Origin of the sequence: Robiginitalea sediminis, from assembly GCF_002198115.1 — a bacterium.
Lineage (GTDB): Bacteria > Bacteroidota > Bacteroidia > Flavobacteriales > Flavobacteriaceae > Robiginitalea > Robiginitalea sediminis.
In genome coordinates, this window is sequence record NZ_NGNR01000002.1 from 270,741 (window position 1) to 296,069 (window position 25,329).

Annotated in this window: 12 protein-coding genes; 5 read left to right on the plus strand and 7 right to left on the minus strand. The window is 52.4% G+C overall.

Features of this window, described 5'->3' with window-relative positions:
* Window positions 1–6 precede the first annotated feature (6 nt).
* The 6 genes from CA832_RS07495 to CA832_RS07520 all read right to left on the minus strand — a co-directional run bounded on the left by CA832_RS07495 (window position 7) and on the right by CA832_RS07520 (window position 8,135).
* Complete coding sequence (locus CA832_RS07495) at window positions 7–2,931, minus strand: PKD domain-containing protein (protein WP_158211901.1); 2,925 nt, start codon at window positions 2,929–2,931, stop codon at window positions 7–9.
* A 325-nt stretch (window positions 2,932–3,256) separates the two neighbouring features.
* Window positions 3,257–4,276 (minus strand): sulfotransferase, encoded by a 1,020-nt coding sequence (locus tag CA832_RS07500; RefSeq protein WP_088340969.1) that lies wholly within the window; start codon window positions 4,274–4,276, stop codon window positions 3,257–3,259.
* Entirely contained in the window at window positions 4,254–4,637 is a 384-nt protein-coding gene (locus CA832_RS07505) for a hypothetical protein (RefSeq protein WP_088340970.1), read from the minus strand. Before CA832_RS07505 ends, CA832_RS07500 begins: the two co-directional genes overlap by 23 nt.
* A 171-nt stretch (window positions 4,638–4,808) precedes the next feature.
* On the minus strand, window positions 4,809–6,131 hold the full coding sequence (locus tag CA832_RS07510) for an arylsulfotransferase family protein (RefSeq protein ID WP_088340971.1): 1,323 nt from the start codon (window positions 6,129–6,131) through the stop codon (window positions 4,809–4,811).
* 24 nt (window positions 6,132–6,155) lie between these two features.
* A complete protein-coding gene (locus tag CA832_RS07515; protein ID WP_088340972.1) occupies window positions 6,156–7,055 on the minus strand; it encodes a sulfotransferase in 900 nt (299 codons plus the stop codon).
* 51 nt (window positions 7,056–7,106) lie between these two features.
* Window positions 7,107–8,135, minus strand: a complete 1,029-nt coding sequence (locus CA832_RS07520; protein ID WP_088340973.1) for an NAD-dependent epimerase — start codon at window positions 8,133–8,135, stop codon at window positions 7,107–7,109.
* A 393-nt stretch (window positions 8,136–8,528) separates the two neighbouring features.
* Here CA832_RS07520 and CA832_RS07525 point away from each other — a divergent pair, with 393 nt between their 5' ends.
* From CA832_RS07525 to CA832_RS07545, 5 genes are all read left to right on the plus strand, one after another.
* Entirely contained in the window at window positions 8,529–9,671 is a 1,143-nt protein-coding gene (locus tag CA832_RS07525; protein ID WP_143542348.1) for a DegT/DnrJ/EryC1/StrS family aminotransferase, read from the plus strand.
* Complete coding sequence (locus CA832_RS07530; RefSeq protein WP_088340974.1) at window positions 9,668–11,668, plus strand: polysaccharide biosynthesis protein; 2,001 nt, start codon at window positions 9,668–9,670, stop codon at window positions 11,666–11,668. Before CA832_RS07525 ends, CA832_RS07530 begins: the two co-directional genes overlap by 4 nt.
* Window positions 11,665–12,435, plus strand: a complete 771-nt coding sequence (locus CA832_RS07535) for a polysaccharide biosynthesis/export family protein (RefSeq protein WP_088340975.1) — start codon at window positions 11,665–11,667, stop codon at window positions 12,433–12,435. The genes CA832_RS07530 and CA832_RS07535 overlap by 4 nt, the downstream gene beginning before the upstream one ends.
* 53 nt (window positions 12,436–12,488) lie before the next feature.
* Complete coding sequence (locus CA832_RS07540) at window positions 12,489–14,843, plus strand: GumC family protein (protein ID WP_088340976.1); 2,355 nt, start codon at window positions 12,489–12,491, stop codon at window positions 14,841–14,843.
* Between the two features lie 307 nt (window positions 14,844–15,150).
* Window positions 15,151–24,507, plus strand: a complete 9,357-nt coding sequence (locus CA832_RS07545; protein ID WP_088340977.1) for a PKD domain-containing protein — start codon at window positions 15,151–15,153, stop codon at window positions 24,505–24,507.
* Between the two features lie 63 nt (window positions 24,508–24,570).
* On the opposite strand, the gene CA832_RS07550 is transcribed toward CA832_RS07545, so the two are convergent.
* Window positions 24,571–25,311: a tyrosine-protein phosphatase gene (locus tag CA832_RS07550; RefSeq protein ID WP_088340978.1), complete on the minus strand. Its 741-nt coding sequence runs from the start codon at window positions 25,309–25,311 to the stop codon at window positions 24,571–24,573.
* Window positions 25,312–25,329: the final 18 nt, after the last annotated feature.

The window sequence follows — 25,329 nt, forward strand, 5'->3', positions numbered from 1 at the left end:
CCCCTCCTAGTTGACGTGGTTGTAGTTGATATTGGTATTAATGGCGTTGTCCAGACTTATCCCGTATTGGAATCTGATCGGGTTGTTATAGGGTTCATCGATGGTGAAGGTCCCATTGATGTTTTTAATGACCATGTAATCCGGGCCTCCGAACCGGAGGAATGGCTGGTTGGCATTGTACTGCAGGTAAAAATTCTGGAAAGTCCAACCCCCGATACTGTTCATAACGGACGGGGAGGTTTGCAGGTCAATTGCCGGTAAATCATTGCGCTGCAACACATTGGTAGCCACGCAGTCGCGGAAGGTCACCGAGAACGCATCCCCGGACTTCTTGCTGTAGATAAGCCGTGTATGGCTTCCGCGGAAGGCAATACGATCGAAGGTGATATTTCCCTTAACCGGGTTGGCCTGGTCTCCGTGGACCAGCCGGATCTCTGCCCGGATGGACGGGTTGTCTGAACTCCTCGCGTTCATGCTGAATTCGGAGTCCCGTACCGTGACACTCAGAGGCAGAGAGGAGGCATTCATCTTTTGGACCGATACCAGGAAGCCCGAGTTATCGTTTCCGGAAAACTTGCAATTCGAAAAGTTGATGTTCACCAGGCGCTCCGATGGTTCATTGGGCTCGAGATCTACTCCTGTTTCCGGCAAAGTACCATTGGAATTCTCGAAGGTGGAATTCCGGACATAGACATCCTGGGCACTGATTATGGACATCCCCTGGCGCCGGTTATTGGTGGAAAGGACATCCTCCACGGTGATATTACGGGAATATCCCTGAACTCCTGACCCGATATAGATTCCGTCCCCACCGCTATCGCGGATGGTCAGGCCCCGGATGGTGACGTTGTTGCTGCCCTCAATGACCAGGGCGTGACGACCTTCCCCTGAGGTGTACTCGTTTTTGTTCATCCGCATGGTAGCCCCGTATCCTTCTATAGTGATGTTGTTGCACTCGAAGAAATCGAGCATGCGGCTGTTATTGGTAGGGTAGGCCCCGGGCTTGGCCCGCAGGACCACTCCGGGTTCGAAGATGATCGTTTTGTTACTGATACGCCCAATACGGGTAGGACGAATGATCCAATCGCCTGCCTGTTTGTCGATAACAATAGTGGCGTGGCTTGAATTCAGGGCATTTTCAAAAGCCTGGGTCGCGTCGGTGGCGTTCCAGCCAAAACTGGAAGCCAGGACCGCTCCGGGAGGAATATCAGAGCTGCCCCCACCTGTGGACCCACCGGTGCTCCCGCCAGTGTCCCCTCCGCTGCTGGATCCGGTTACGGTAATGGTCAGGGTATCGGAGTCGGTTAGACCTTCCGCATCGGTAACGGTTAGGGTTACTAGGTACTCGCCCGGGGTGGCGAAGGTGCGTACCGGGTTCTTGGCAGAAGACGGATCGTTGGTACTGAAATCCCAGTAATAGGATACAATACCGTTGTCGTCTGTGGAATTATTGGCATTAAAGGCCACCTCAAGGGGTGCCTGCCCGCTTAATACCGAGGCAAGCGCCTTGGCGGTAGGAGCCTGGTTCTGGGCGGCACTCTGGGCCTCGTTTACCGTAATGGTAACACTGTCCGAATCCTTAAGACCCTCGGCATCTGTAACCGTAAGGGTCACGACATATTCCCCGGGTTCGGTGAAGGTGCGGCTCGGGTTTTTGGCGGAGGATGGGTCATTGGTGCCAAAATCCCAGAAGTAGCTCACAATTTCTTTATCATCTGTGGAATTTCCTGAGCTGAACTGCACGGTGAGGGGGGCTTCCCCGGAAGTAACTGAAGCCTGGGCATTGGCCACCGGGGCTTCGTTCGGGGCGGCCTCCACGGTAATGGTAACAGAAGCGGTGTCCGTCAGGCCCTGGGCATCGGTAACCGTAAGGACCACATTGTAGGTGCCGGCTGCGGTAAAGGTGTGGGTGGGGTTAATGGAGTTGGATGAACTTCCGTCCTTGAAATCCCACCGGTAAGACTGGATGGCATTGTCGTCTGAGGAGTCTTTACCCTCAAAGGCCACCTGCAGCGGGGCCTGGCCCGAAAGGGGGGTGGCAGCTGCAACGGCCTGAGGAGCAGCGTTCTCCGTGGTGCCTGAATCGCCCCCGGTGGTATCTCCTGTGGAGCCACTGCCGGTATCTGCAGGTTGCGGGTCCTCCACCTCTATGGCGGGGGCATCTTCCGGGGCGTTATATGTAACGATGAGCTTGGGCCAGGCTTTGGAAGGGTGTTCCTTGGAAGCCAGGGCCAGGTCATTTCCATTGGCGTGGTAGAGGATGAGCGTGGTTTTTTCCGGGGTTATGTCGGAGGCGCTCAATACAATTTCCTGCGTGCTTCCAGCCACATAGTTGTCGTTGATGGCCCCCAGACGTATGTCATTCTCAGGAGCCGTGTTGGAGGCAATGCTGGCTTCGTCCCAATTAGTGTCTACCCCTCTGTAAACGGCGATTTCCCCATCGCCCCCGTCTGTTGTTACTGTAAACTGGAAGTTGACATCGGTAATATAGCCACCAATCTCGGCAATGGGAGAAAGGTCGAACATCAGGTAGCTGGTGCGGTTCCCCTCCTCGAGCCGGATCAGGGGCTCATTAAAAGCCTTTCCGCTTTGCAGGTACACATCATCGGTTGGGGGGAAGGCCGTGGAGCGCGGTGCAAAGCCTTCTTCTATGCCGCCGTCAGTTTCGTCTGCAGGAGAATCTGCAGGGTCGTCTGCCGGGGTTTCCTCGGCAGTGTCGGAAGGCGTTTCTTCTTCGGTGGAATCTTCGGTAGTTTCATCCGAAGCGGAATCAGTTTGGGAATCGCCCTTGTTTACGGGTTTTTCCGTGGCGTTGAAGGTGGCGTCACTCAGGATGTCTGAGTCCTTGGTACAGGATAAAATCAGTAGGCAGGGTAACAAAAAGCACAAAAAGATTCGGCTCCAGTAGATTCGGGTGGGGTGAAATCTCATGGGTTGATGTGGGGGTTTACGGCAGGATGTTTGTCTTCTTTTTTTCTTAACCGCAATCGCCGGTGAAAATTGCATTTTTTTCGATGAAATGCATCCGGGGTCTGATTTACTTATTAACACCCGTTGTTAATTTCCTACAAACGATAGCAGCGTTCTTTCGATTTTTACCTTTTACGGATGAAACTGTGCATTTGGACGATAAAGAAGGTGCTTTTTAACGGTTTTTTGGCAAAAAAATCGATGAACTGCACAAACGCCTGTAATCCTACAGGAAACTGCGGGAAAATTCGTTAGATCGCTTAAGGAAAGTAAGTTGGCTGAAGGCCTAATGCCCCAGACTGAGGTTTCTCAGCTTTTCGTAGACCCCTAAAGCACGTTTCCTCAGGACTGGGTCACATGACAGCTCCGGGTAGGAGGTGGGCTTGTGTTTATCGCCCACGGAAACCGCAGGGGTAAAATCCAGAATTTTCTGGAGGGAAGAGTAAACGGCCTCCGGATTGCGGATGAGATCCTCGAAAGCCACCAGATGGATACCGGTGAGGTCCTGGCCAAGAAGGTATTCGTAGTAATTGATCCAGTTGTATATCCAATAATCGAGAGAATCCGTACTGAATTCAGACCTTCTGGACTGGAAATCCTCGAGGAGTATAAACGGCTTGTGCCCTTTGCCGAATTCGTGGTGCCCGAGGTAATTGAAGTAATCGAGCATGAAGGGGTCGGACTCCTGATCCGCACTGAAACTTTTATGGAGTTTCATCAGGGAATTGGCATGGGTAACCGGGTCCCTGAAGAGCATAATGATATGGCTGTTCTCCAATTGCCTGAGCGCGTCCAGCCTCAGGATGTTGTTGTTGTTTTTAGAAATGTAGCGCTGTTTACCCTTGGAGTGGCAAACCAGGTTGACGTACACCTTATATTTTTCAAGCACCTCGGCAGGCACTTCATGAGGCAGTAGCCCATCCCCGATATAGCTGTCTTTCAAAAAGGCTTTCCAAAAGAATTCATCGAATTCTTCCGGAGAATTGCCGTCTACCATAATCCCGTCTCCGTGCGCCCGTTCCTGGGTTTCCAGTTTCAGTTTCTTATTCCATAGGTTTGGCGCCAGCACAATGGGCATGTTGGAATACTGCAAGGAGGCGAAATTTCCGGTTTCGAAAAGGCCGCGCATCAGGGCAGTTGTCCCGGCCCGGGCCAGACCCGAAACAAAGACATATTGGGTAACAGGGGTTTTGGCGGCTTTTTGTCCATGGAGCATTTGGTCCATTTCCATGGAGGCGCGCGCCAGGAAGTAGTTATTCAGATAGAAGCGGTGTAGCGCCTTTTCACTTGCCGAATACCCTGCCATAGTTTTTTTTAAAAAGAATGTAAACCGCTGCAGCCAGAAAGGTAATCCCTATACCCAGGGGCTCATACAGCAGTCCCGAATCCAGGTAATCCGTATACGGATCCAGGAGGACGTATAAGATAAACGGGGAAACAAAAAGGACAATCGCACCGATAAGGCGAAGCAGTAACCCGAATTGGGTGCCCACCTGGCTCATCAGGGCCTGTTGTTTTTCCTCATCGGTCATTTCCCGGTTCTTCATGGCCTCCAGTTGGGATTTGTAGGACCCCAACAAGCGGCTGACCAACCCCGTGAGCTTAATTTTTTCGAAGATCAGGCAACACAGGAGGGTCGCCACAAAAATGATGGCATAGCCCAGCATGAGGTTCAGGATTTACTGAATTTGCTCTTCAGAAATCCGAAAAACCGCTTTATAGGCAGCCAGAAGATGGCCACAAGAAATGCAAATATGGTCAGGAAAATACCACTGATAACAGCGATGATGCCTCCTCCGAGGCCGGGTCCTAGATACAAAAACATAAGTCGAGTATTTTTATTTTTTAATTAACCTGCTCCAAAACAAGCTGGAGATATGTTCCGGGTCTATGCGCTTGGTAAACTCCATTTTCTTGGAAGTGGAGTCTGCAAAAATAATACGACCGTTATTGGTGTCTTCTATAAAGATATCACCATTTGCCAGGATTTCACTCCTGCCGGATGTAATGGTACTGATATTTTCTTCCCGCAAGGGGGTTTCATATGGTGTAGTAACGTCCCCGGTGGCAAAATCATATACGTAAACACTGTTATGTTCCTTCTTCGGGGGGAAAAACAAACCTTTGCGGACCACCTTCGGGTCCAGGGCACTTTCTTCCCGGATAATATCGTTCCCAAAGATGCTTACCCGTGTGCTGTCTACAAAATCGGCGTCGTGCTGGTTCATCCAGGGGCCTTGTTTGAGCCATACAATGGCATCGGTTCCGGGCCGGTAGAGGAAGACCGTATTGATGTTCCTGCAAGAGACCAGAAGGTCGCCTTTTTGCCAGTACGGGGAATCCGTAAGAGCGGGCTGGATATCATTCAGGTGGATAGGGTCGCTGATGAGCTGGCCCTTCTGAATAACCAGGTCCCCGTATCCGTTTTCAACCAGGATCTGAATTACAGGTTTGTCGAAAAGGATGTCCCCGGTCTGCGGGTCTATCTTGGTGATAGAATCATCCATCAAGGATTTCTCGGCCTGGGAGGAGGGGGGAATGAAATCGTAAGCATTGGCCAGGTGCGGCCTGCTGCAGACCCAGATATTTCCTTCGGCATCGGCTTCACTGGTATGATGGTAGTTGCGGTCATTCTTTACCCAAACCACCTTGCTGTCCTTATCGATCCTGGCCAGAAGGCTGGTCAGCTGGGAGTTAAATACCAGGGAACTGTCCGCAAGCATAAGGGCATGCATAAAATACAAGTCGCTTCCCGCCGGCGGCCTACGTGGATCCTTTTCGTTCTGGCCTGCATCGTATAGCATGGCGTTATCCGGGGTCCAGGTCTTGAGGGTCTTGCCGGAGGGTACCTCCATCAATTCGAATTGCTGGCCGAATGGAGCGGTTTTGTAGGAAACCAGCAGTTTTGGGTAGCTGAACTCTCCCGGAGCCTTAAAGGTTTCCAGGCCATCGGAACTGGTAGCATTGGCCACGTAGAATTCCGGCTTTCCCAGGGCTTTCTTTACATTAGAAGGCAATTCGGCCATAAAGCGGACAGACTGGCCCATAATGCCCCATTTACCTTTTTCGCCGAAATAGACGTTCCGAACCAGGGCCGAAAGTCCTATGCTGTACAGGAGGATGGCAACTATAACAATAAATGCGATTCTCAGTTTTTTCATGGGAAGGCAGCTTTATACTGTCGTTTATTTATAGCCGTATTTCCGAAGCCAGGGATAGGCCAGGAGTTTGACGGTCAGCTTTTTGGATGCCGGCATGTTTTCAATCCACTGGGTATCCAATTTAAGGCGAATTCGGGACTCCTTCCTAAGCTTGTTCCCTGCCACCATGTGCAACTCCTCGTTGGGGATTTCTTTTTTAAGGGCCATGGCAATTTTTGTAATGTCTATTTCGGCTACGTCCCGGACTTTTTCTAGGAAGGCATCGGGCGCTTTTAGCAAGTCTTCGTATCGCAGCCAAACAGAATGTTTGTTGTTTTTTCGGACCATATCCGATTGGCGGTTTATGACCGTCCAGAAAAGGGCGGTCCTCCAAACGGGGTAGTGTTTGGCCTGGTTCTTCGTCTTGTTCAGAGACCAAGCCACCCCTCTGGGGTCTCGGGTGAGATGAATGATCCGCAAGTCAATGAAATTGCTTTGGGACAGCAAATAAGCCCGGAGCGGGTTTTTTGAAATGTCTATAATGGTGTCTTTTCCGCTGACCTTCTGAAGGGCTCCGTAAAAGACTTCCATAAATTCATAGTACTTATTGCGCTCTGCAATAGCTTCCTTGCGGGTGCTCTTAACACGCCTCCAGGCCTTCAGCGATTTGGTTTTTTCCAGGCTGCCAGCATGGCGGGCCCGATCGAAAATTTCCGCTTCGCTCCATGTTTTTCGCAATTCGGTCCAAACAGCCGACCAGAATTCACAGGTCTGGAGATCCTTTTCGCAGGCACAGGTATCACGTCCGGTAATCAGGTCGGTAAGGCCCGTTAATTCCCCCCCGGAAAACGCTTCGGAATTCTTGGAAAGGAGGATGCCGAAAAGGGTGGAACCAGATCTTCCGGAGCCCATACAGTATACTACTTTCAGTTTTTTATCAGCCATTTAATGGTTTCCTTAAATTGTTTTTGATTTTTAGCTTTGACTGCGAATGAATCAGGTTTGGTAATATTCCCTGTACCAGGCTACAAACGCAGCAATTCCATCTGAAATGGAAGTATTCGGGCGGTAGTCGTAATCCCGTTGAAGGGCGCTGGTACTGGCCCAGGTTCGGTTGACATCTCCTGGTTGCATAGGCATCATTTCCTTGAGGGCCTTTTTACCGGTGTGTTTTTCGATTTCCGAAATAAAATCCATCAGGTTTACGGATTTCCCATTCCCGATATTGTAGAGCTTGTAGCGGTCTTCGGCCGAAGCCCTGTCGGCGAGGTCATCCTCTGCGATGCGCACCACCCCCTCCACGATGTCATCTATGTAGGTGAAATCCCGTTCCAGGTCCCCGTTGTTGAAGACCTTGATAGGTTTTTCCTTCAGGATGGCATCTGTGAAAAGGAACAGTGCCATATCGGGCCTGCCCCAGGGACCGTAAACCGTAAAAAAGCGCAGGCCTGTGGTGGGTAGCCCGTACAGGTGGCTATAGGTATGGGCCATCAGTTCATTACTCTTCTTGGTTGCTGCATAGAGGCTGATAGGGTGATCTACCCGGTCCGATGTCTCGAAAGGGATTTTTTCATTTTGCCCATAAACACTGGAGCTGCTGGCATAAACCAGGTGTTTCACCCCGTAATGCCGGCAACACTCCAACAGATTTACGAATCCTATTAGGTTACTGTCTACGTAGGCCATAGGGTTCTCCAGGCTGTACCGTACCCCTGCCTGGGCCGCCATATTGCAAACCACATCGAATCCATGTTCCTTAAAAAGGGCGGGGAGGCCTTCACGGTCCTCCAACAGCAGCCGCTGAAAGCGGAAATCCTCCCCATAGGTATTGCCCGAGCAAGTTTTTCCGAAGATTTCGGCGCAGGAAGGGTCAATCCCCAGGTTTTCCAGCCGCGCAAACTTGAGACCGGTGTCGTAGTAGTCATTAATGGAATCGATGCCCACAACCTGATGCCCCTTTTTGAGGAGTTTTTCCGTCAGGTGATATCCGATAAAACCGGCAGCCCCGGTAATTAAGATCTTCATATGAATAGGCAATATTCCCTAATAATACGCCTCAAAAGTACATATATTGTATGAGGATGGTGCGAATAAATCGATGCTGCGGGCCATCTTTCGGCCAAGCGTGCATTTTATCGATAAAGGTAAGCAGGTACGACACTTTAACGGCATAAGGGAGGATAAACGACACCCCTTATGACAATTGGACGGAGATTAAAGCCCCTTGAACGAAATAGGGGGTTCGGATACTGCGAAGTGCCACCTCTTAACCTATTTTTACGGCTCAGAACCGGGAATTCCGCCCTGGGCGCAAAAAGTGTTCAAAAGTGTTGATTTCCTGTTGATAACCTAACCATGATTCGAGCCTCTGAACCAAATTTAGGGATATCTTTGAAGGGCCCAATCGATTTAACCTCAATGACCCATCCTGTCGCAGCGGATAGCAAGATCTGGCTGTCTTCCCCTCATATGGGAGGAAGCGAACAGAAGTATGTCCAGCAGGCATTCGACACCAACTGGATTGCCCCCCTCGGACCCAATGTGACCGGGTTTGAAAAGGACCTTCAGCTTTACCTTTCAGATGGAGTAGAAGTAGCCGCCCTGAGTTCGGGTACCGCAGCCCTCCATTTGGGGTTGAAGTTACTCGGTGTGGGCCGCGGAGATATCGTGTTATGCCAGAGCTTTACGTTTTCAGCTTCCGCCAACCCTATTGCCTACCTCGGGGCAACCCCTGTTTTCATAGATAGTGAAAAGGATAGCTGGAATATCTCCCCGGACCTTCTGGAAGAGGCCATACGGGGCTACCTGGCTAAAGGGATCAAACCAAAGGCCATCGTGGCGGTACACCTCTACGGCATGCCTTACAAGGCCGACGCCCTGAGGCGAATTTCCCACCAGTACGACATTCCGGTGCTCGAAGATAGCGCGGAGGCATTGGGCAGTACCTATCACGGACAGAAATGCGGTACCCTGGGTACCCTCTCTATCCTTTCATTCAACGGCAATAAGATAATTACCACCTCCGGCGGCGGTGCCCTGGTCACCCACAGTGCTGCCCTGAAGGAAAAAGCGGTCTTTCTGTCTACCCAGGCCCGGGATAACGCCCCCCATTACCAGCACTCCGAAATCGGGTATAATTATCGCCTCAGCAACGTCCTGGCCGGTATTGGCCGGGGTCAGATGGAGGTGCTGGACCAGCGGGTGGAAGCCCGCCGGGCAAACTATGAGACCTACCGCCAGCGCCTTCAGGGGCTGGAGGATATCAGCTTTCTGCAGGAGCCGGAAGGCAGTATGTCTAACCGCTGGCTTACCTGTATCCTTACCGGATCGTTCGAACAGCGGGAGCGCATCCGCCTGGCCCTGGAAGCCCATAATATCGAGTCGCGTCCGCTCTGGAAACCGATGCACCTACAACCGGTTTTTGAACAGGCGGAACACTTTACGGATGGCACCTCGGAAGATTTATTCGACCGTGGCCTGTGCCTTCCCAGCGGCTCAAACCTATCTGAATCAGACCTGAATCGTACCATCGACCTCATTTGCAAAGCACACACCCCATGATTAAAAACTACATTGTAAACAACGCACACCGCTATGCCTCCAAATGGGTGGTATTGGGTATTGACGTGTTTATAATAAGCGTTTCCTTCGTACTCTCGTACCTCATCCGGTTTAACCTGACCCTGAATTTCGACACGGACCGGTTGCTCTACCAGTTGCCTGTCGTGGCCCTAATCGGCACCTTGTCGTTCCTCGTTACCGGTTCCTATAAGGGGGTTGTGAGGCACACCGGGGTCCGGGACGTTTATAACATCTTCAATGCCATTTGCGTTTCCAGTATCTTCACGATTTTCTTCGTGATTCTGAACCGGCAGTTGGGGATCCTCAGCGATTTTACCATCCCGCTGTCCATTATCATTATCCACAGCCTTATTGCGTTTATTGCATTAACCGCCTCCCGGTATGTGTTCAAATCGCTGTATCACAGCCTGGTGCGGAAATTCAATGTGTATAAAAACGTGTTGATCTACGGAGCCGGGGAAGCCGGTATCCTCACTTACAATACCCTGAGCAGCCACTCGGCAAGCGATGCCCGGGTTATCGGGTATATCGACGACGACAGCAAGAAGTCCGGGAAGAATATCAACGGCATTCGGGTATACGCGGCCAGAGAACTCTCCAAGGAGTTCATAGACCGTTTCAGTATCGATGAGATCATCGTTTCTATTAACAATATCGAACAGCACAAGCTTCGTGAAATCGTCGAAAGTCTTGTGGACTTCCAGGTGCAGGTCAAAATTGTGCCTCCCGTAGAGGATTGGATCAACGGAGAACTCAAGCTTTCACAGATCAAGCAGGTTCAGATTGAAGACCTGTTGAACCGAACGCCTATCAGCATCCGCAAATCCCGCGTTAGTTCCGAATTGAAGGACCAGGTCATTATGGTGACCGGTGGGGCCGGATCTATCGGGAGCGAGATAGTCCGGCAGATCGCCAACTACGACTACAAAGCCCTTATCATTATTGACCAGGCAGAATCCCCCCTGTATGACCTCCAGCAGGAGCTTAAGCAGAAAGGCTTCCACAACTTTGTGCCCATAGTGGCGGATATCCGCGACAAGAACCGGATGAACAGTTTCTTTCAGGAGCACCAGCCCACTATTGTCTTCCATGCGGCGGCCTATAAGCACGTACCGCTTATGGAGTACAACTCCTACGAAGCCATCAAGATCAATGTGGCGGGCACCAAGGTTCTGGCGGATTTATCCCTGTTGCACAAGGTGGACAAATTCGTATTTGTCTCTACCGATAAGGCGGTAAACCCCACCAATGTGATGGGGGCCACCAAGCGGATTGCGGAGATGTATATCAGCTGCATGCAGCAGGAGCACAAAACCAAATTCATAACCACCCGCTTTGGGAACGTTTTGGGATCCAACGGCTCCGTTATCCCGCTATTCCGCCGCCAGATCGAAAGCGGTGGCCCGCTCACGGTTACCCATAAAGATATTACCCGTTATTTTATGACCATCCCGGAGGCCTCCCAGCTGGTACTCGAAGCCGCCGCCATGGGTAAGGGAGGGGAGATTTTCATTTTCGATATGGGCGAATCCGTTCGGATTTTCGACCTGGCCAAGAACATGATCAAACTCTCAGGGTTGAGGTATCCGGAAGATATCGACATCAAGATTACCGGTTTACGCCCGGGTGAAAAACTCTATGAAGAGTTGTTGGCGAATGGTGAAAACACCCTGCCAACCTATCACAAGAAGATCATGATCAGCAAGGTGCGGGAGCTGGATTATGCCGGGGTTCGTTCCCTGATTAACGAACTGTGTATCTCCAATATGTTTTTCAATGCCGACACGGTTAAACTTATGAAGGAGATCGTCCCGGAATACGTTTCCAACAATTCCGAATTCTGCAAGCTCGATACCCCGGCGCAAGGGGAGGCCTTACGCGAGAAGGGCCCGGAAGAATCCCTTGCCAAACCGGACCGGGCTACCATATATGAAAGTTACATACGCGCTAACGTAGAATCAAAAACCAAAGAATGAAAGGGTTAAAACAAACTTGGGGCCTCTGGCTGGTCCTTGCGGCTCTGGGGCTGAATTCCTGTGCCTCTAAGAAGGAAGTTGTTTATTTTCAGGATGCCGGGAATTTCGAAACCCTTGTAAACAAGGAGGATTTCACCCCAAAATTCAAGGTTGACGACCTGATCAACATTCACGTATCCACCCTCGACCCGGAGTCTTCTGCCCCTTTTAATCTCTATCAGGGGATTACCGAAGGGGGGGTACGTCCCGAAAAGGTAAATTACCTGGTAGACTCTAGCGGAGAGATCGATTTCCCGGTTATTGGGAAGGTAAAAGTTGCCGGGTTGTCGCCGGAGGAAACCAGGGTCATGCTGCGGGAGCGGCTGTCTGAGTACCTGGTGGACCCTATCATAAACCTGCGACTTGAAAACTTTACGGTAACCGTGCTAGGGGAAGTTAACCGGCCTGGCACCTATCCGATCAACGGAGAGCGGGTGACGGTTATGGAGGCCATTGGCCTTGCCGGTGACCTGACCATTAAAGGGCAACGCCACAATGTTCTGGTAATTCGTGATTTTGACGGAACCAAGGTGTATACCCGGATAGACCTGACCAAAAAAGGTGTCCTGAACTCTCCGGTATACTACCTTACCCAGAACGATGTTATCTATGTGGAGCCCAACCAGTCGGCTATTACCTCCTCCAGCCTGGATAACCGTGCAACCATTGCGATTTCTATCGCCTCTATCCTCATTACCTCTACGGTCATTGTGCTTACACGAAGATAACCAGGTATTTCCCCTTACCTGAAGTCACTAAAACCTACCGGATTACATACGCTATGTCAGAAATAGATAACCTGAGAGAAACCTTACGTCTATACAGCAGGCACTGGAAATGGTTCCTGCTCTCCATAATCCTCTTCATTGCCCTGGGTACCCTTTATCTGAGGTATACAGTTCCGAAGTACGAGGCCCGGGCAAAGGTCAAGATCATTGAAGACCAATCTGCCGCCTCTGGATTTGATTTGTTTTCCGAACTGGATGTCATAACGGGCGGGAACAACAAGGTTCAGGATGAAATCGAGGTCATTAACAGCCGTTCCAATGTCATTTCTGTGGTGCGGGAGCTGGGGCTGAATTATAAGATAATGGTCCTTGGAAATATCCTGGATAGCGAGATTTACAAGAATCCGCCCATTAATGTGAGCTTCCTCTCACCGGATTCGGTTATTAACAAGGCAGAGTACCAGTTTTTCCTGGAATTCGATTCCAGTACCAATTTCCGGTTCTATGAAACCGAGGATTCCCCGGCCAAAGTTGTTGGCTTCGGAACACGGATGGATTCTCCCATAGGTGACATCCTCATTACGCCCAACCTCGAGCAAATTGACCGTTACAAGGACCGTAAGCTCAAAGTGGTGGTCACTCCCCTGGATGACATGGCCACCTTGTATCAGGAAAAAATAACGATTACTGTTGCCGAGGATTATTCCAATATTGTAGACATATCCCTGCAGGATCCCATCAAAGAGAAAGCCGTTGATATCCTCAATGCGCTTATCGCGAATTACAACGAAAACGCCATTCAGGATAAGAAGGAAATTGCAGACCGTACCTCCCAGTTCATCAATGACCGGATCGCTGTCATTTCCTCCAACCTCACCAACGTGGATGAATCCGAGGAGGAACTGAGAACCTCCCGTGGGCTGACCGATATCGCTTCCCAGTCCAACATCAACCTGAACATTGGCGCCACAAACCAGCAGGCCCTTGCCAATTCCCGGACACAGTTGGAAATTGCGGCGTCCATGCAGGATATCGTGGAACAACAGGATGGTTATGAGGTGCTGCCCACCAACATCGGCCTCAGCGACCCAACTATTGCGAATACAACCCAGCAATACAACCGTTTGGTCCAGGAGCGTCAGCGGTTGCTGCAGAGTTCCACGGAGCGCTCGCCAATTGTACAGAACCTGGACCAGCAACTCGAGTCCCTTAAGTCCTCCATCCAATCCAGTCTGGGGAGTACGGTAAACAGTCTCAGTCTGCAGGTAAATACCTTAAGCGGACAGCAGCAGATCATCAATTCGAGGATCTATTCCGCACCGCGTAATGAAAGGGCACTCAGGGATATCACCCGACAACAGCAAACGACCGAATCCCTGTATCTGTACCTCTTGCAGAAATCCGAGGAAGCCCAGATAGCCGTAGCCTCAACTGGCCCGAAATCCCAGATTGTGGATGCGGCCTATATCACGTCCAAGATTCCGGTATCCCCCAAAAGGAGCTTTGTCTATGTGGTTTGTCTTGCCCTGGGGCTGGTCATTCCGTTCTCGGTGATTTATGCCAATGACCTGTTGGACAACAAAATCCACAATATGCACAACCTGGAACAGATTTCCAGGGAAGTGCCTGTATTAGGGGAATTGCCACGACTTGGTAAAAACGAAAATAAGTTTATAGAATCGGACGACCGGTCCATCCTGGCCGAAGCCATCCGCATTATCCGGACCAACCTGGATTACCTTATGAAGTCCAGCAAGGATGCGGAATTGAATAATGTGGTGCTGATCACTTCCAGTACCCCCGGTGAAGGGAAAACCTTTTTGTCTACCAACCTTTCCCTGATCCTCTCCAGTACAAACAAAAAGGTGCTGTTGATTGGGGCAGACATCCGAAACCCTAAATTGTACAGCTACTTTGTTGGAAATAACGTAGACAAGCTTGGCCGTTACCAGCGCAATAAAGATGCCGGGCTTACCGAGTATCTCTACGACGATAAACTGGACATTCAGGATATCGTGAATACCATGCTGGTACACAAGAATACTATCGATGTGATCTATTCGGGTCGCATACCCCCGAATCCCGCGGAATTGCTGATGAGCGAACGCTTGAAGGACCTGATTCGGGAAGCCTCCGGGAAATATGATTATGTGGTGGTGGATACCGCCCCGGTCATGGTGGTTACCGATACCCTCTTGATCAGCAGTTATGCCAAACACATGATTTATGTGACCCGTGCGGGTGTCACCGAAAAGCAGGCGGTGGAATACCCCCTTAAACTTCAGAAGGAAGGTAAAATCCGGGGGCTTTCCTTTGTGGTAAACGATGTAAAAGGTTCCAACCTTGGGTATGGCGGGAAGTACGGCTACGGCTATTCCCGGACCCAGAAAAAATGGTGGAAGTTTTAAACTGTTTTAGGAAGTCTTTAGAAAAACCGGCCTGATGGCTGGTTTTTTTTTGGATTTTCTGTGGTACGCCCCATTAAATTCAGGAATCGGAAAAGTAGGAGTTATCAACAGCAATTGTTGGTTATCTCTGAAAATTAAAATGGTTTTCCGGCCTGCTGCACTGTAAATTTGCGCGCGTGCCATTGATCGGGATTCACCCCCTCTTAATCGAATAAAAGCCTATGTTTTTCAGGGCTTTGCCATGGACTTGTATCTTTGGAGGATGGGGGCATTGTGAATTGAAAAAATTGCTAGTAATCCATTTCAGATGAAATTAAAGTACCCTTCCCAATTACCATTCAGCCTGTTACTCCTATTCCTGTTTGCAGGCCTGTTCAAACCATCAGAAGCCAGGGCCCAGATCAACTTCGCCCAGAGCGAGTTGAATTTTACCGTCGGGAATGTTTCCTCCGGGGTAACCTCGCTCATGTACGGACCCGATGGCAGGCTTTATGTTGCCGAATATCCGGGAACCATCAAGATTTTAACCATCCAGAGAAACAGTGCCACGGATTACGAGGTAGTCGCAGTGGAATCCCTTAGCGGGGTTAAGGACATCGTCAACCACGACGATGACGGAACACCGTGTAGCGGTGCCCTGAATGACTGTACCAGCCGGGAAACTACCGGCCTTACCGTTGGGGGTACTGCCCAGAACCCAGTTATCTATGTATCCTCCAGCGATTTCCGCATTGGTGCCGGAGGAGGCGGGGGCAACGGGGATGTAGACCTGGATACGAATTCAGGTACAATTACCCGCTTTACGTGGAACGGGAGCAGTTGGGATGTGGTAGACCTGGTGCGCGGCCTGCCGCGTTCTGAAGAAAACCACGCCACCAACGGCCTGGAACTTACCAATATCAACGGGACCAACTACCTGATTGTAGCCTCCGGGGGTCATACCAACGGGGGGGCGCCTTCCACGAATTTTGTCTATACTACCGAATATGCCTTGGGGGCCGCTATCCTGGCGGTAGACCTGGATATGATCAACAGTATGAGCATCCAGACGGACGGGAACGGCCGGGACTATATTTACGACCTGCCTACCCTCGATGACCCCTCAAGGGCCAACGTCAATGGGATCACAGATCCGGATGATCCGGGATACGACGGGGTGGATGTCAATGATCCCTTTGGCGGGAACGACGGTCTGAACCAGGCGGTTGTGGTGCCCGGCGGTCCGGTCCAGATCCTGTCTCCCGGTTACCGGAACTGCTACGACCTGGTCGTCACCCAAAGCGGGGCGCTTTACGTCACCGAAAACGGGGCCAACCAGGGCTGGGGTGGATTTCCGGTGGGGGAAGGTACCGCGAATGTCACCAATGAGTACGACCCGGCGGAACCCGGGAGTTCCTCCCCGACACCGGATGGGGAATTCATCAACAACCTCGACCACCTGGAACTCATTACGACCGACCTACAGTCCTATGCCTTCAATACGTTCTATGGAGGACACCCCAACCCCGTACGGGCGAACCCGAATGGGGCCGGATTGTTTACCGCTCCTGCCCCCAGTGGCACAGCGGGGGCGGTTTTCCGAACCCTGACGTATGACCCTGATGGGTCAACCCCGGGTTCTACCACCGACCCCAATATTGCGCTTCCGGCCAACTGGCCCCCTGTTCCTGTGGCTAACCCTGTCGAAGGAGACTGGAGAGGGCCGGGCCTGAACAACCCTGAGGGCCCCAACGATGCCCCGGTAACCACTTGGGGTACCAATACCAATGGAATTGACGAATACACAGCCTCCAACTTTGGAGGGGCCATGCAGGGGAACCTGCTGGCAGGCGTGAATAGCGGGGTTATCCGCCGGGTACAACTGAACCCCGACGGATCCCTCCAAACCCTAACCAATGCCTTTTTCTCCGGGATAGGCGGAAACGCGCTCGGGGTTACCTGTAATTCCGATACGGATGCCTTCCCGGGTACCGTTTGGGCGGGGACCCTCAATGGCAAGATCGTGGTCTTTGAACCCCAGGATTTCGTGGAGTGTATTGCCCCCGGGGAGCCCGGCTATGACGCCAATGCGGACTACGACAGCGATGGGTATACCAACCAGGATGAAGTGGACAACGGGACTGACCCCTGTAACGGAGGATCTCAGCCTGCGGACTTTGACAAGGTTGCGGGTGCACCCCTAATCTCCGATTTGAACGATACGGACGACGATGCAGACGGGATTCCCGATGCCTTGGATCCCTTCCAGCTTGGCGACCCGGCGGTAGGGGGCAGCGATGCCTTCGAACTTCCCTTGCAGAATGACCTTTTCAACGACCAGCAAGGTCTTGGGGGTATTTTCGGACTCGGGCTAACCGGCCTTATGAATAATGGGGATACAGGGGCAAACTGGCTCGACTGGATTGACCGGAGGGATGATCCCAACGACCCCAACCCGAATGATGTACTGGGTGGTGCTCCCGGGCTTATGACCTCCCATATGACTTCAGGGACGGCCCTGGGGGCGACCAATACCCAGGAAAAGGGGTACCAGCTGGGGATCCAGACCGATGTGAATACCGGGTCTTTTACAGCCATTGGAAACCTAATCAACCTGTACGGCCCTCTGCGCATCTATGGAAACACCGCGGCTGTAGGTGGGGAATTGGGTCATTTTATTGGAGACGGGACCCAGAGCAATTACATCAAAGTGGTGTTGACAGCTGACGGAATTACCGCCTTACAGGAAATCAACGATGTTCCAGGAACTCCCGTAAACATTACCCTTGCGGAGGCAGATCGTCCTCTTAACGAAATGCGCTTCTTCTTCGTGGTGGACCCTTCCAATGGAGAAGTGGTCATACAATACGCCAAGGACGGAGGGGCACGCCAAACCGTGACCACCTTTACCGCCCAGGGTACTATTCTGAACGCCATTCAAAGCAACGCAGCCGACCTGGCTGTTGGTTTTATTGGCACCTCCGGCACCCCAGGGGTGGAATTGGAGGGCACCTGGGATTTTCTGAACATTATCGGGGAAGTACCTTCTGTGGTTCAGGCCATTCCGGATATTACAAGGCCCATCAACTCGGCCGATGAAAACTACGACCTGGACCAGTATTTCGATGACGATAACGGAACCGGGAATCTAACCTATTCGGTATCAGGGAATACCAACCCCAATGTGGGGGCCTCTATTAGTGGCAACACCCTTACCCTGACTTACCCGGGAACCACCGAAGTTGCGGATATAACCATCCGCGCCACGGATACCGACACCTTCTTTGTGGAGCAGACGTTTACAGTAACGGTTACAGATGCTCCCATTGTCCTCTATCGCGTCAATACCGGTGGACCGGCACTCCCTGCCATAGATGGCGGTATTGACTGGGAGGCCGACCTGGTCTCGCAAATTTCTCAGTACCTGAGTGAAGCGGGTAACAATAGGGTGTTCAATTCCACGGTAATGCCGGTGGACGGTTCTGTAAACCAGGCTACCACGCCATTGGAAGTGTACGCCACCGAGCGGTATGACAACATTGTTGGGCCGCCGAATATGACGTACACCTTCCCCGTGGCCCTTAACGGGAATTATGAGGTACGTCTGTATATGGGTAATAGTTTTATCAATACCTCGGAGACTGGTGAGCGGATTTTTGATGTCGCTATAGAGGGCAAGGTCCTTCCCTTGCTCAATGACATCGACCTCTCCGGTACCTACGGTCATGAAACCGGTACCGTTATAACCCATATCGTAAAGGTAGATGACGGAAACCTGGATATTTCATTCCTTCACGGAGCCATTGAAAACCCATTGATCAATGCCATTGAAATCCTGGATGCTCCGGATGATGATACCCCTATCTATGTCTACCAGATAGAGGATCAGATCGGCAATACCGGACAGCAGCTGGGAGGCAGCCTCGCGGTGAATGCGAATGGCGGTGATGGGAACCTCTCTTACACTGCAACAGGGTTGCCCCCCGGGTTGAGTATTGAGCCCACTAACGGACAGATTGGCGGAACCATCGAGGCTTCGGCCGCTGCCGGTAGTCCCTATGCGGTATCCATAACTGTAGACGATAGTGACGGGCTTACCAGCGATGCAGTCACCATCGGCTTCCAGTGGACGGTTATTGATGCTACGGCGTACCGGATCAATGCCGGTGGTGCCACCGTGGCTTCGGCAGACATTTACCTGGACTGGGAGGACAACAGCGTAGGTGGTGCCCAGACAGGCGGTAATTATTTTGTAAACACGGGGCTTAAGTCGGCTTTGGGAGGTTTCTCCTATGATCAGCGGGATGCTTCTATCCCGGCCTATATTGATCAGGCCACCTTCGATGCCCTTTTTGCCCAGGACCGCTACGACGGCCCGGTGGCCCCCGAGATGGAATTTACCATGCCCATTGGCAACGGAGATTACGTGGTAAACCTGTATCTTGGGAACGACTTTGTAAACACCAGCCTGCCCGGGCAGCGGACCTTCGACATCTTTTTGGAAGACGGACAAGTGGCAGACGACCTGGACCTGATCACGACCTTCGGCCACGAAGTAGGCGGGATGCTGAGTTTCCCGGTGACCGTTTCGGACGACGTCCTGAATATCCGTTTTGGCCATGTGGTGGAAAACCCTTCGGTAAGGGCTATTGAGGTTTTTGTCAATACTTTTGCCAACCTTTCGCTCAATGCCATTGCCAACCAGAATAACGATGGGGGCGATAGTGTGAATTTCTCGGTTAGCGCCAGCGGGGGAGACCCTGGGGAAAACTATTCCTATTACATCTCCGGTCAGCCGGCAGGAATTAGTATTAACCCTGCCACGGGCCAGATTTCCGGCACCGTGGATCTGGCCGCAGGTTTCGGGGGCCCCGGCAATAATGGAGTATATACCACACGGGTATCCGTGCTCAAACCCGGATCCGCACCGGCCACCCAGGTATTTACCTGGAATGTATCTCAAACCCTCCTCTGGACCGATAAGGGCGAGGATGAAACCTACACGGCCCGTCACGAATGTTCCTTTGTGCAAGCCGGGGATAAGTTTTATCTGATGGGGGGGCGTGAAAATGCCCAGACCCTGGATGTGTACGATTATTCCACAGATTCATGGTCTTCTCTTGTAAATTCGGCTCCTTTTGAGTTCAACCACTACCAGGCGGTGGAATATCAGGGTCTTATTTGGGTGATTGGCGCCTTTAAGGACAATGCGTTCCCCAATGAAGTCCCGGCCGACCATATTTGGATGTTCGATCCGGCCAACGAAGAATGGATCCAGGGGCCTGAGATCCCGCAAGCCCGGAAACGCGGTTCTGCAGGGTTGGTGGTCTACAATGACAAGTTCTATGTGGTTGCGGGGAACACCGATGGCCATGATGGCGGTTATGTCGCATGGTTTGATGAGTATGACCCGGCCACCGGGACCTGGACCCCCCTGGCTGATGCGCCCAGGGCACGGGATCATTTCCATGCCGCAGTTATTGGAGATAACCTCTATGCCGTTGGTGGGCGTTTGTCAGGTGGTGGCGCCGGGGTCTTTAAACCGGTAATCGCCGAGGTGGATGTGTTTAACTTCACTTCCGGTACCTGGAGTACGCTTCCTGCAGGTCAGAACCTCCCAACGCCAAGGGGTGCCCCCGTGGTGGCCAACTTCAACGGCAAGCTGATTGTGGCCGGGGGAGAAGTCCAGAATGAACTCGTAGATGGTGTCAATACGGACGATGCCCTTGTGATTACCGAGGAATTCGATCCCGCAACGGGCACCTGGTCGCGTCTGGCCGATTTGAACTTCAAGCGCCACGGGACCCAGGGTATTGTTTCCGGTAATGGCCTCTTCGTAACCGGTGGTTCTCCCAACCGGGGTGGGGGTAACCAGAAAAACATGGAAGTACTCGGGCTGGATGCCCCTGTGGGTACTCCAAGTGTCGCCAGCTCGCTTTCCGTTCCCGCTTCGGTTGTCATCGCGGACGGGGCCACTGAAAGTATCGAGGTGGATATTACCGGCGGGAACCAGGGTGTTTTCATCCGCTCGATGAGCCTGGTAGGTGCGAACGCTGCCGATTTCAGTATCGTATCCGGAGAACTCACCAATGCCCTGCTGCCCGCAGGAGCCACACACAGCGTTTCTGTGACCCTCAGCGGTACGGGAGCAGACCGGGTGGCCAACTTGGTTATCGACTACGGGGCTGTGGATTCTGAGAGTATCACCCTGACCAACAGCGCCGCCCTTACGGTAGATGTTACCAATCCGGGAGACCAATATAATTACGAGGGGGATCCGGTAACCCTGCCGGTTGTGGCGAGCGGGCCGAACAGTCTGACGTATGCGGCTAGCGGGCTACCTCCTGATCTTTCCATAAATCCAAATACTGGTGTTATCACCGGAAGTATCTCGGATGGTTCCGGTGGAGGCAACGCTTTTAACGAGCAGAACGGGATTGTTGTGATCGAAGCGGAATCCGGCACCCTGGTACCCAACTGGTCTACCACCACGGCAGATGGGGAGCTCGGTATTATTGCCGGCACCAATAGTTTTGCCAACCAAAATGGCGGTACCATCCCGTATCAGATCAATATATCTACCCCTGGCGTTTACCGGTTTATCTGGAACAGTTTTTACAGTGGTCCCATTGCAACAGAGGAAAACGATGCCTGGTTGCGTTTCCCGAATGACGCCAATGTCTGGTTCTTTGCTACCGATGCCTCTGCGGGCAACCCAGGTACCGAAGCGGAGATGATCGCCAACATCCAGGGGGCTCAGAACGAGGTAGTATTCCCTATTGGTAGCGGCCGGGAAGGGCCTACTACCACCCCGAACGGGGCCGGGGCCAATGGGTATTTCAAGGTCTACAAATCCGGGGGTACCTCGGAGGTGTATGAATGGGAGGCCTTTACGAGCGACAACGATGGGCATAATATCTATGTCTATTTCGCTAATCCAGGGACCTATACCATGGAAATTTCCGAGCGGTCCCTTGGCCATGCCATCGACAAGATCGTACTCCTGAAAAAGGATACCCAGTCCGGTATAGTTAACAATGCAAGTGCCCTGGATGCCCTCGAGGAATCCCCGACAGGAGGGGTAGGGGCCTCTATTGGCAGCCCGTACAACGTACAGGTAACCGTTACCGACGATGTTACATCGGAGCAGGTAACAGCAGATTTCCAATGGTTCATCGGGCAGATCGGAGACCTGATTGCGGTGCCGGAGGCGAACCCCATCAGCGGGGAGGCACCCCTGACGGTACAGTTTACGGGAAGCAATTCCCTGGACGATGTGGGCGTGGTTTCCTATGCCTGGGATTTCAAGGATGGCGGAACCTCCACGGAGGCAGATCCCCAGTATACCTTTAATACTCCGGGAACCTACGATGTAGATCTCACAGTTACCGATGGAGACAGCAATACGGACACCAAAAGTATAACCATAGAGGTCACCACAGGACCAAGCCAGCCCCCGGTTGCGGATGCAGGGGCCGACCAGGAGATAACGCTCCCGAACAACAGCGGGGTACTTTCCGGTTCGGCTACAGATCCCGATGGAGGTACTATTACAGCTTATCTCTGGACGCAGCAAAGCGGTCCGTCCACGGCAACCCTGAGCGGTGAAAATACGGCTGTGCTAACGGCCAGTGACCTGGTGGAAGGCACCTATGTCTTCAGGCTTACGGCAACCGATGACGAGGCGGAAACCGGATTCGATGAGGTAACCGTTACCGTGTTGCCCGAACCATTGCCTCCTGTGGTGGATGCCGGTGCCGACCAGGAAATCACCCTGCCAACCAATAGTGTGGTCCTGACAGGAACGGCTTCTGATCCGGACGGAGGGGCTATCGTCACTTTGGCGTGGACCCAGGAAAGCGGACCTGCCGCAGCAACCCTGAGTGGTGCGGATACAGCTACCTTAACCGCAAGTGACCTGGTAGAAGGGGTCTATGTATTCCGCCTTACCGCCACCGACGACGAATCGGATACCGGTTTCGACGAGATTACTGTTACGGTACTCCCCGAACCCTTGCCGCCGGTTGTAGATGCCGGTGCAGACCAGGATATCACCCTCCCCATCAGTTCAGTAGTCCTGACCGGGACCGCATCGGACCCGGATGGTGGAGCTATAGCCGCCTTTGTCTGGACCCAGGAGAGTGGGCCCGCAACAGCAACCCTGAGTGGTGCCGATACGGCTACACTTACAGCAAGTGACCTGGTTGAAGGTACTTATGTCTTCAGGCTTACAGTAACAGACGATGAGGGCGATACGGCCTTCGATGAGGTGCAGGTTACCGTAAATGCGGCTGTAACCCAGCCCCCCGTAGCAGACGCCGGTGCTGACCAGGAGATTGCTTTGCCAACTAATACGGTGGTTCTGACAGGAACCGCATCGGATCCGGACGGAGGCACTATCGTGACCTATGCCTGGACCCAGGTGAGCGGCCCCGATGCAGCTACCCTCAGCGGTGCAGACACCGCTACCCTGACCGCTGGGGACCTTTTGGAAGGGACTTATGTCTTCCGCCTTACGGTTACCGACGATGAAGGGGAAACTGGTTTTGACGAGGTAACGGTTACGGTACTTCCGGAATCCCTGCCCCCTGTAGTTGATGCAGGGGCAGACCAGGAAATTGTCCTGCCTGCCGATACCGCTGTGCTTACAGGTACGGCAACGGATCCCGACGGAGGTAACATTGTGACCTATGCCTGGACCCAGCAAAGTGGTCCTGCAAACGCCACGTTCACAGGCGCGGACACCGAGACCCTTACGGCTAGTGGCCTTCAAGAGGGAGTCTATGTATTCCGGTTGACAGCCACAGACGATGAAGGTCAGACCGGTTTCGACGAAGTTACCGTTACCGTAATTCAAACCCAGCCTCCTGTGGTGGAAGCAGGACCCAACCAAACCATCGCGCTTCCGGTGAACAGCGTCTTCCTGAACGGAACAGCCAGCGACCCGGATGGCGGTGCAATTGTGACCCTGGCCTGGACCCAGGAAAGCGGACCTGCCGCGGCGACCCTTGGAGGTGCCGATACGGCAACCCTGACCGCGAGCGATCTGGTAGAAGGCACCTATGTGTTCCGACTCACCGCTACTGACGATGAAGGGGAAACGGCCTTCGATGAGGTTACCGTTACTGTTAATCCGGAAACGGCCAACGCCGCCCCGGATGCAGTGGCAGAAGGAACGCCTATTTCCGGAACCGCACCGCTTACGGTACAGTTTACGGGCAGGAACTCTACCGATGACTTTGGCATCGTGAGCTACCTTTGGGAATTTGGCGATGGGTCAACCTCAGATGCCACGGACCCGGAGCATACCTTTACGGAAGCGGGCACCTATACGGTAGTCCTTACCGTTACCGATGGGGAGGGGCTGACCGATACGGCATCCCTGACTATTACGGTTACCGAAGCGGAGTCCATCAGCCTGGTAGCCATTAACCCGGTACGCAACGGAGTAGCGGAAATCCAGGTATTGGGCCGTCCATCGGACCGGGTCATCACCGACATCCTGATCCACGATTACACCGGTAAGCTCGTAGGCCAGTTCGATCCGGAAGACGCCTCAGTCCGTCTGGGCAACGATGCTTTCCAGTTATCGGTATACAACGTGGGCCTCGGCTTGTATTTCGTTACATTCGAATTCGACAATGGGGATCCGGAAATTGTGAAAATCCTGATCACCAACCCGTAAAGGGTAAAGCCAATTAACAAAAAGGCCTGAATACATTCAGGCCTTTTTTTATGGGGTAAAGTATCAGTAAAAAAGTTCGATGGTCCGGTCTATTACCGGTCGCAATTGCTCCATACGCTTTTGGGGGAGCTGGATCCGCTTCAAAGCTTCGAAGTGCTTCATATTATGCATGTCCGATGCCAGGAAGTCCACAAGGCCTTCATCCAACAATTTAAAGGCCATCTGCTGAACCTGTTTTTCATAGTAATCCCCCAGAGACAGCATGTTGAGTTGAAACAGCATCCCCTTTGCTTTATACCGGGCATACTTCCCGGGGTCCCGGTGCAGGAACAGGTATCGCTCCGGGTGGGCCAGGATAGCCGTCAGGTTCCTGCGGGTCACAGCTACAATGGATTCCTTAAAATTGAGAGGGGGTTGTAAAAAGGACATTTCCACCAGGAGGTACCCACCGCGCATGGGCATATAGGCCTGGTTTTCCATCATGTCCTCGAAGCCATCATCGATCATATGTTCTGCGGAGGCCTCAATACTAATGTGGGTAAGCTTATGGTCCAATAAGGTGTCCAGCAGGGTTTCCCGCGCTCCGCGAATGGTTTCCGGAGTGTTGGGGTAGAGGGGCTTGAGGATATGTGGGGTGGTAATAAACCGCGTAATCCCGATTTGCTCGAAGGCTCGAACCAGCTCCAGGGACTCCTCCGGGGTCTTGGCCCCGTCATCGATCCCTGGCAGGATATGGTTGTGGATATCTGCAAAGTGCCCCAAAAGGTCTACCAGGAAGTGCTTTTTACCGAAAAATTGGAACATGTATGTCCGTTTTCAGCT

Bases quoted from the DNA above. Each gene is read 5' to 3' on its own strand.
- CA832_RS07550 (WP_088340978.1), bottom strand. From the start codon at position 25,311: ATGTTCCAATTTTTCGGTAAAAAGCACTTCCTGGTAGACCTTTTGGGG.
- CA832_RS07530 (WP_088340974.1), top strand. From the start codon at position 9,668: ATGATTAAAAACTACATTGTAAACAACGCACACCGCTATGCCTCCAAA.
- CA832_RS07505 (WP_088340970.1), bottom strand. From the start codon at position 4,637: ATGCTGGGCTATGCCATCATTTTTGTGGCGACCCTCCTGTGTTGCCTG.
- CA832_RS07495 (WP_158211901.1), bottom strand. From the start codon at position 2,931: ATGAGATTTCACCCCACCCGAATCTACTGGAGCCGAATCTTTTTGTGC.
- CA832_RS07515 (WP_088340972.1), bottom strand. From the start codon at position 7,055: ATGGCTGATAAAAAACTGAAAGTAGTATACTGTATGGGCTCCGGAAGA.
- CA832_RS07510 (WP_088340971.1), bottom strand. From the start codon at position 6,131: ATGAAAAAACTGAGAATCGCATTTATTGTTATAGTTGCCATCCTCCTG.
- CA832_RS07540 (WP_088340976.1), top strand. From the start codon at position 12,489: ATGTCAGAAATAGATAACCTGAGAGAAACCTTACGTCTATACAGCAGG.
- CA832_RS07500 (WP_088340969.1), bottom strand. From the start codon at position 4,276: ATGGCAGGGTATTCGGCAAGTGAAAAGGCGCTACACCGCTTCTATCTG.
- CA832_RS07545 (WP_088340977.1), top strand. From the start codon at position 15,151: ATGAAATTAAAGTACCCTTCCCAATTACCATTCAGCCTGTTACTCCTA.
- CA832_RS07525 (WP_143542348.1), top strand. From the start codon at position 8,529: ATGACCCATCCTGTCGCAGCGGATAGCAAGATCTGGCTGTCTTCCCCT.
- CA832_RS07520 (WP_088340973.1), bottom strand. From the start codon at position 8,135: ATGAAGATCTTAATTACCGGGGCTGCCGGTTTTATCGGATATCACCTG.
- CA832_RS07535 (WP_088340975.1), top strand. From the start codon at position 11,665: ATGAAAGGGTTAAAACAAACTTGGGGCCTCTGGCTGGTCCTTGCGGCT.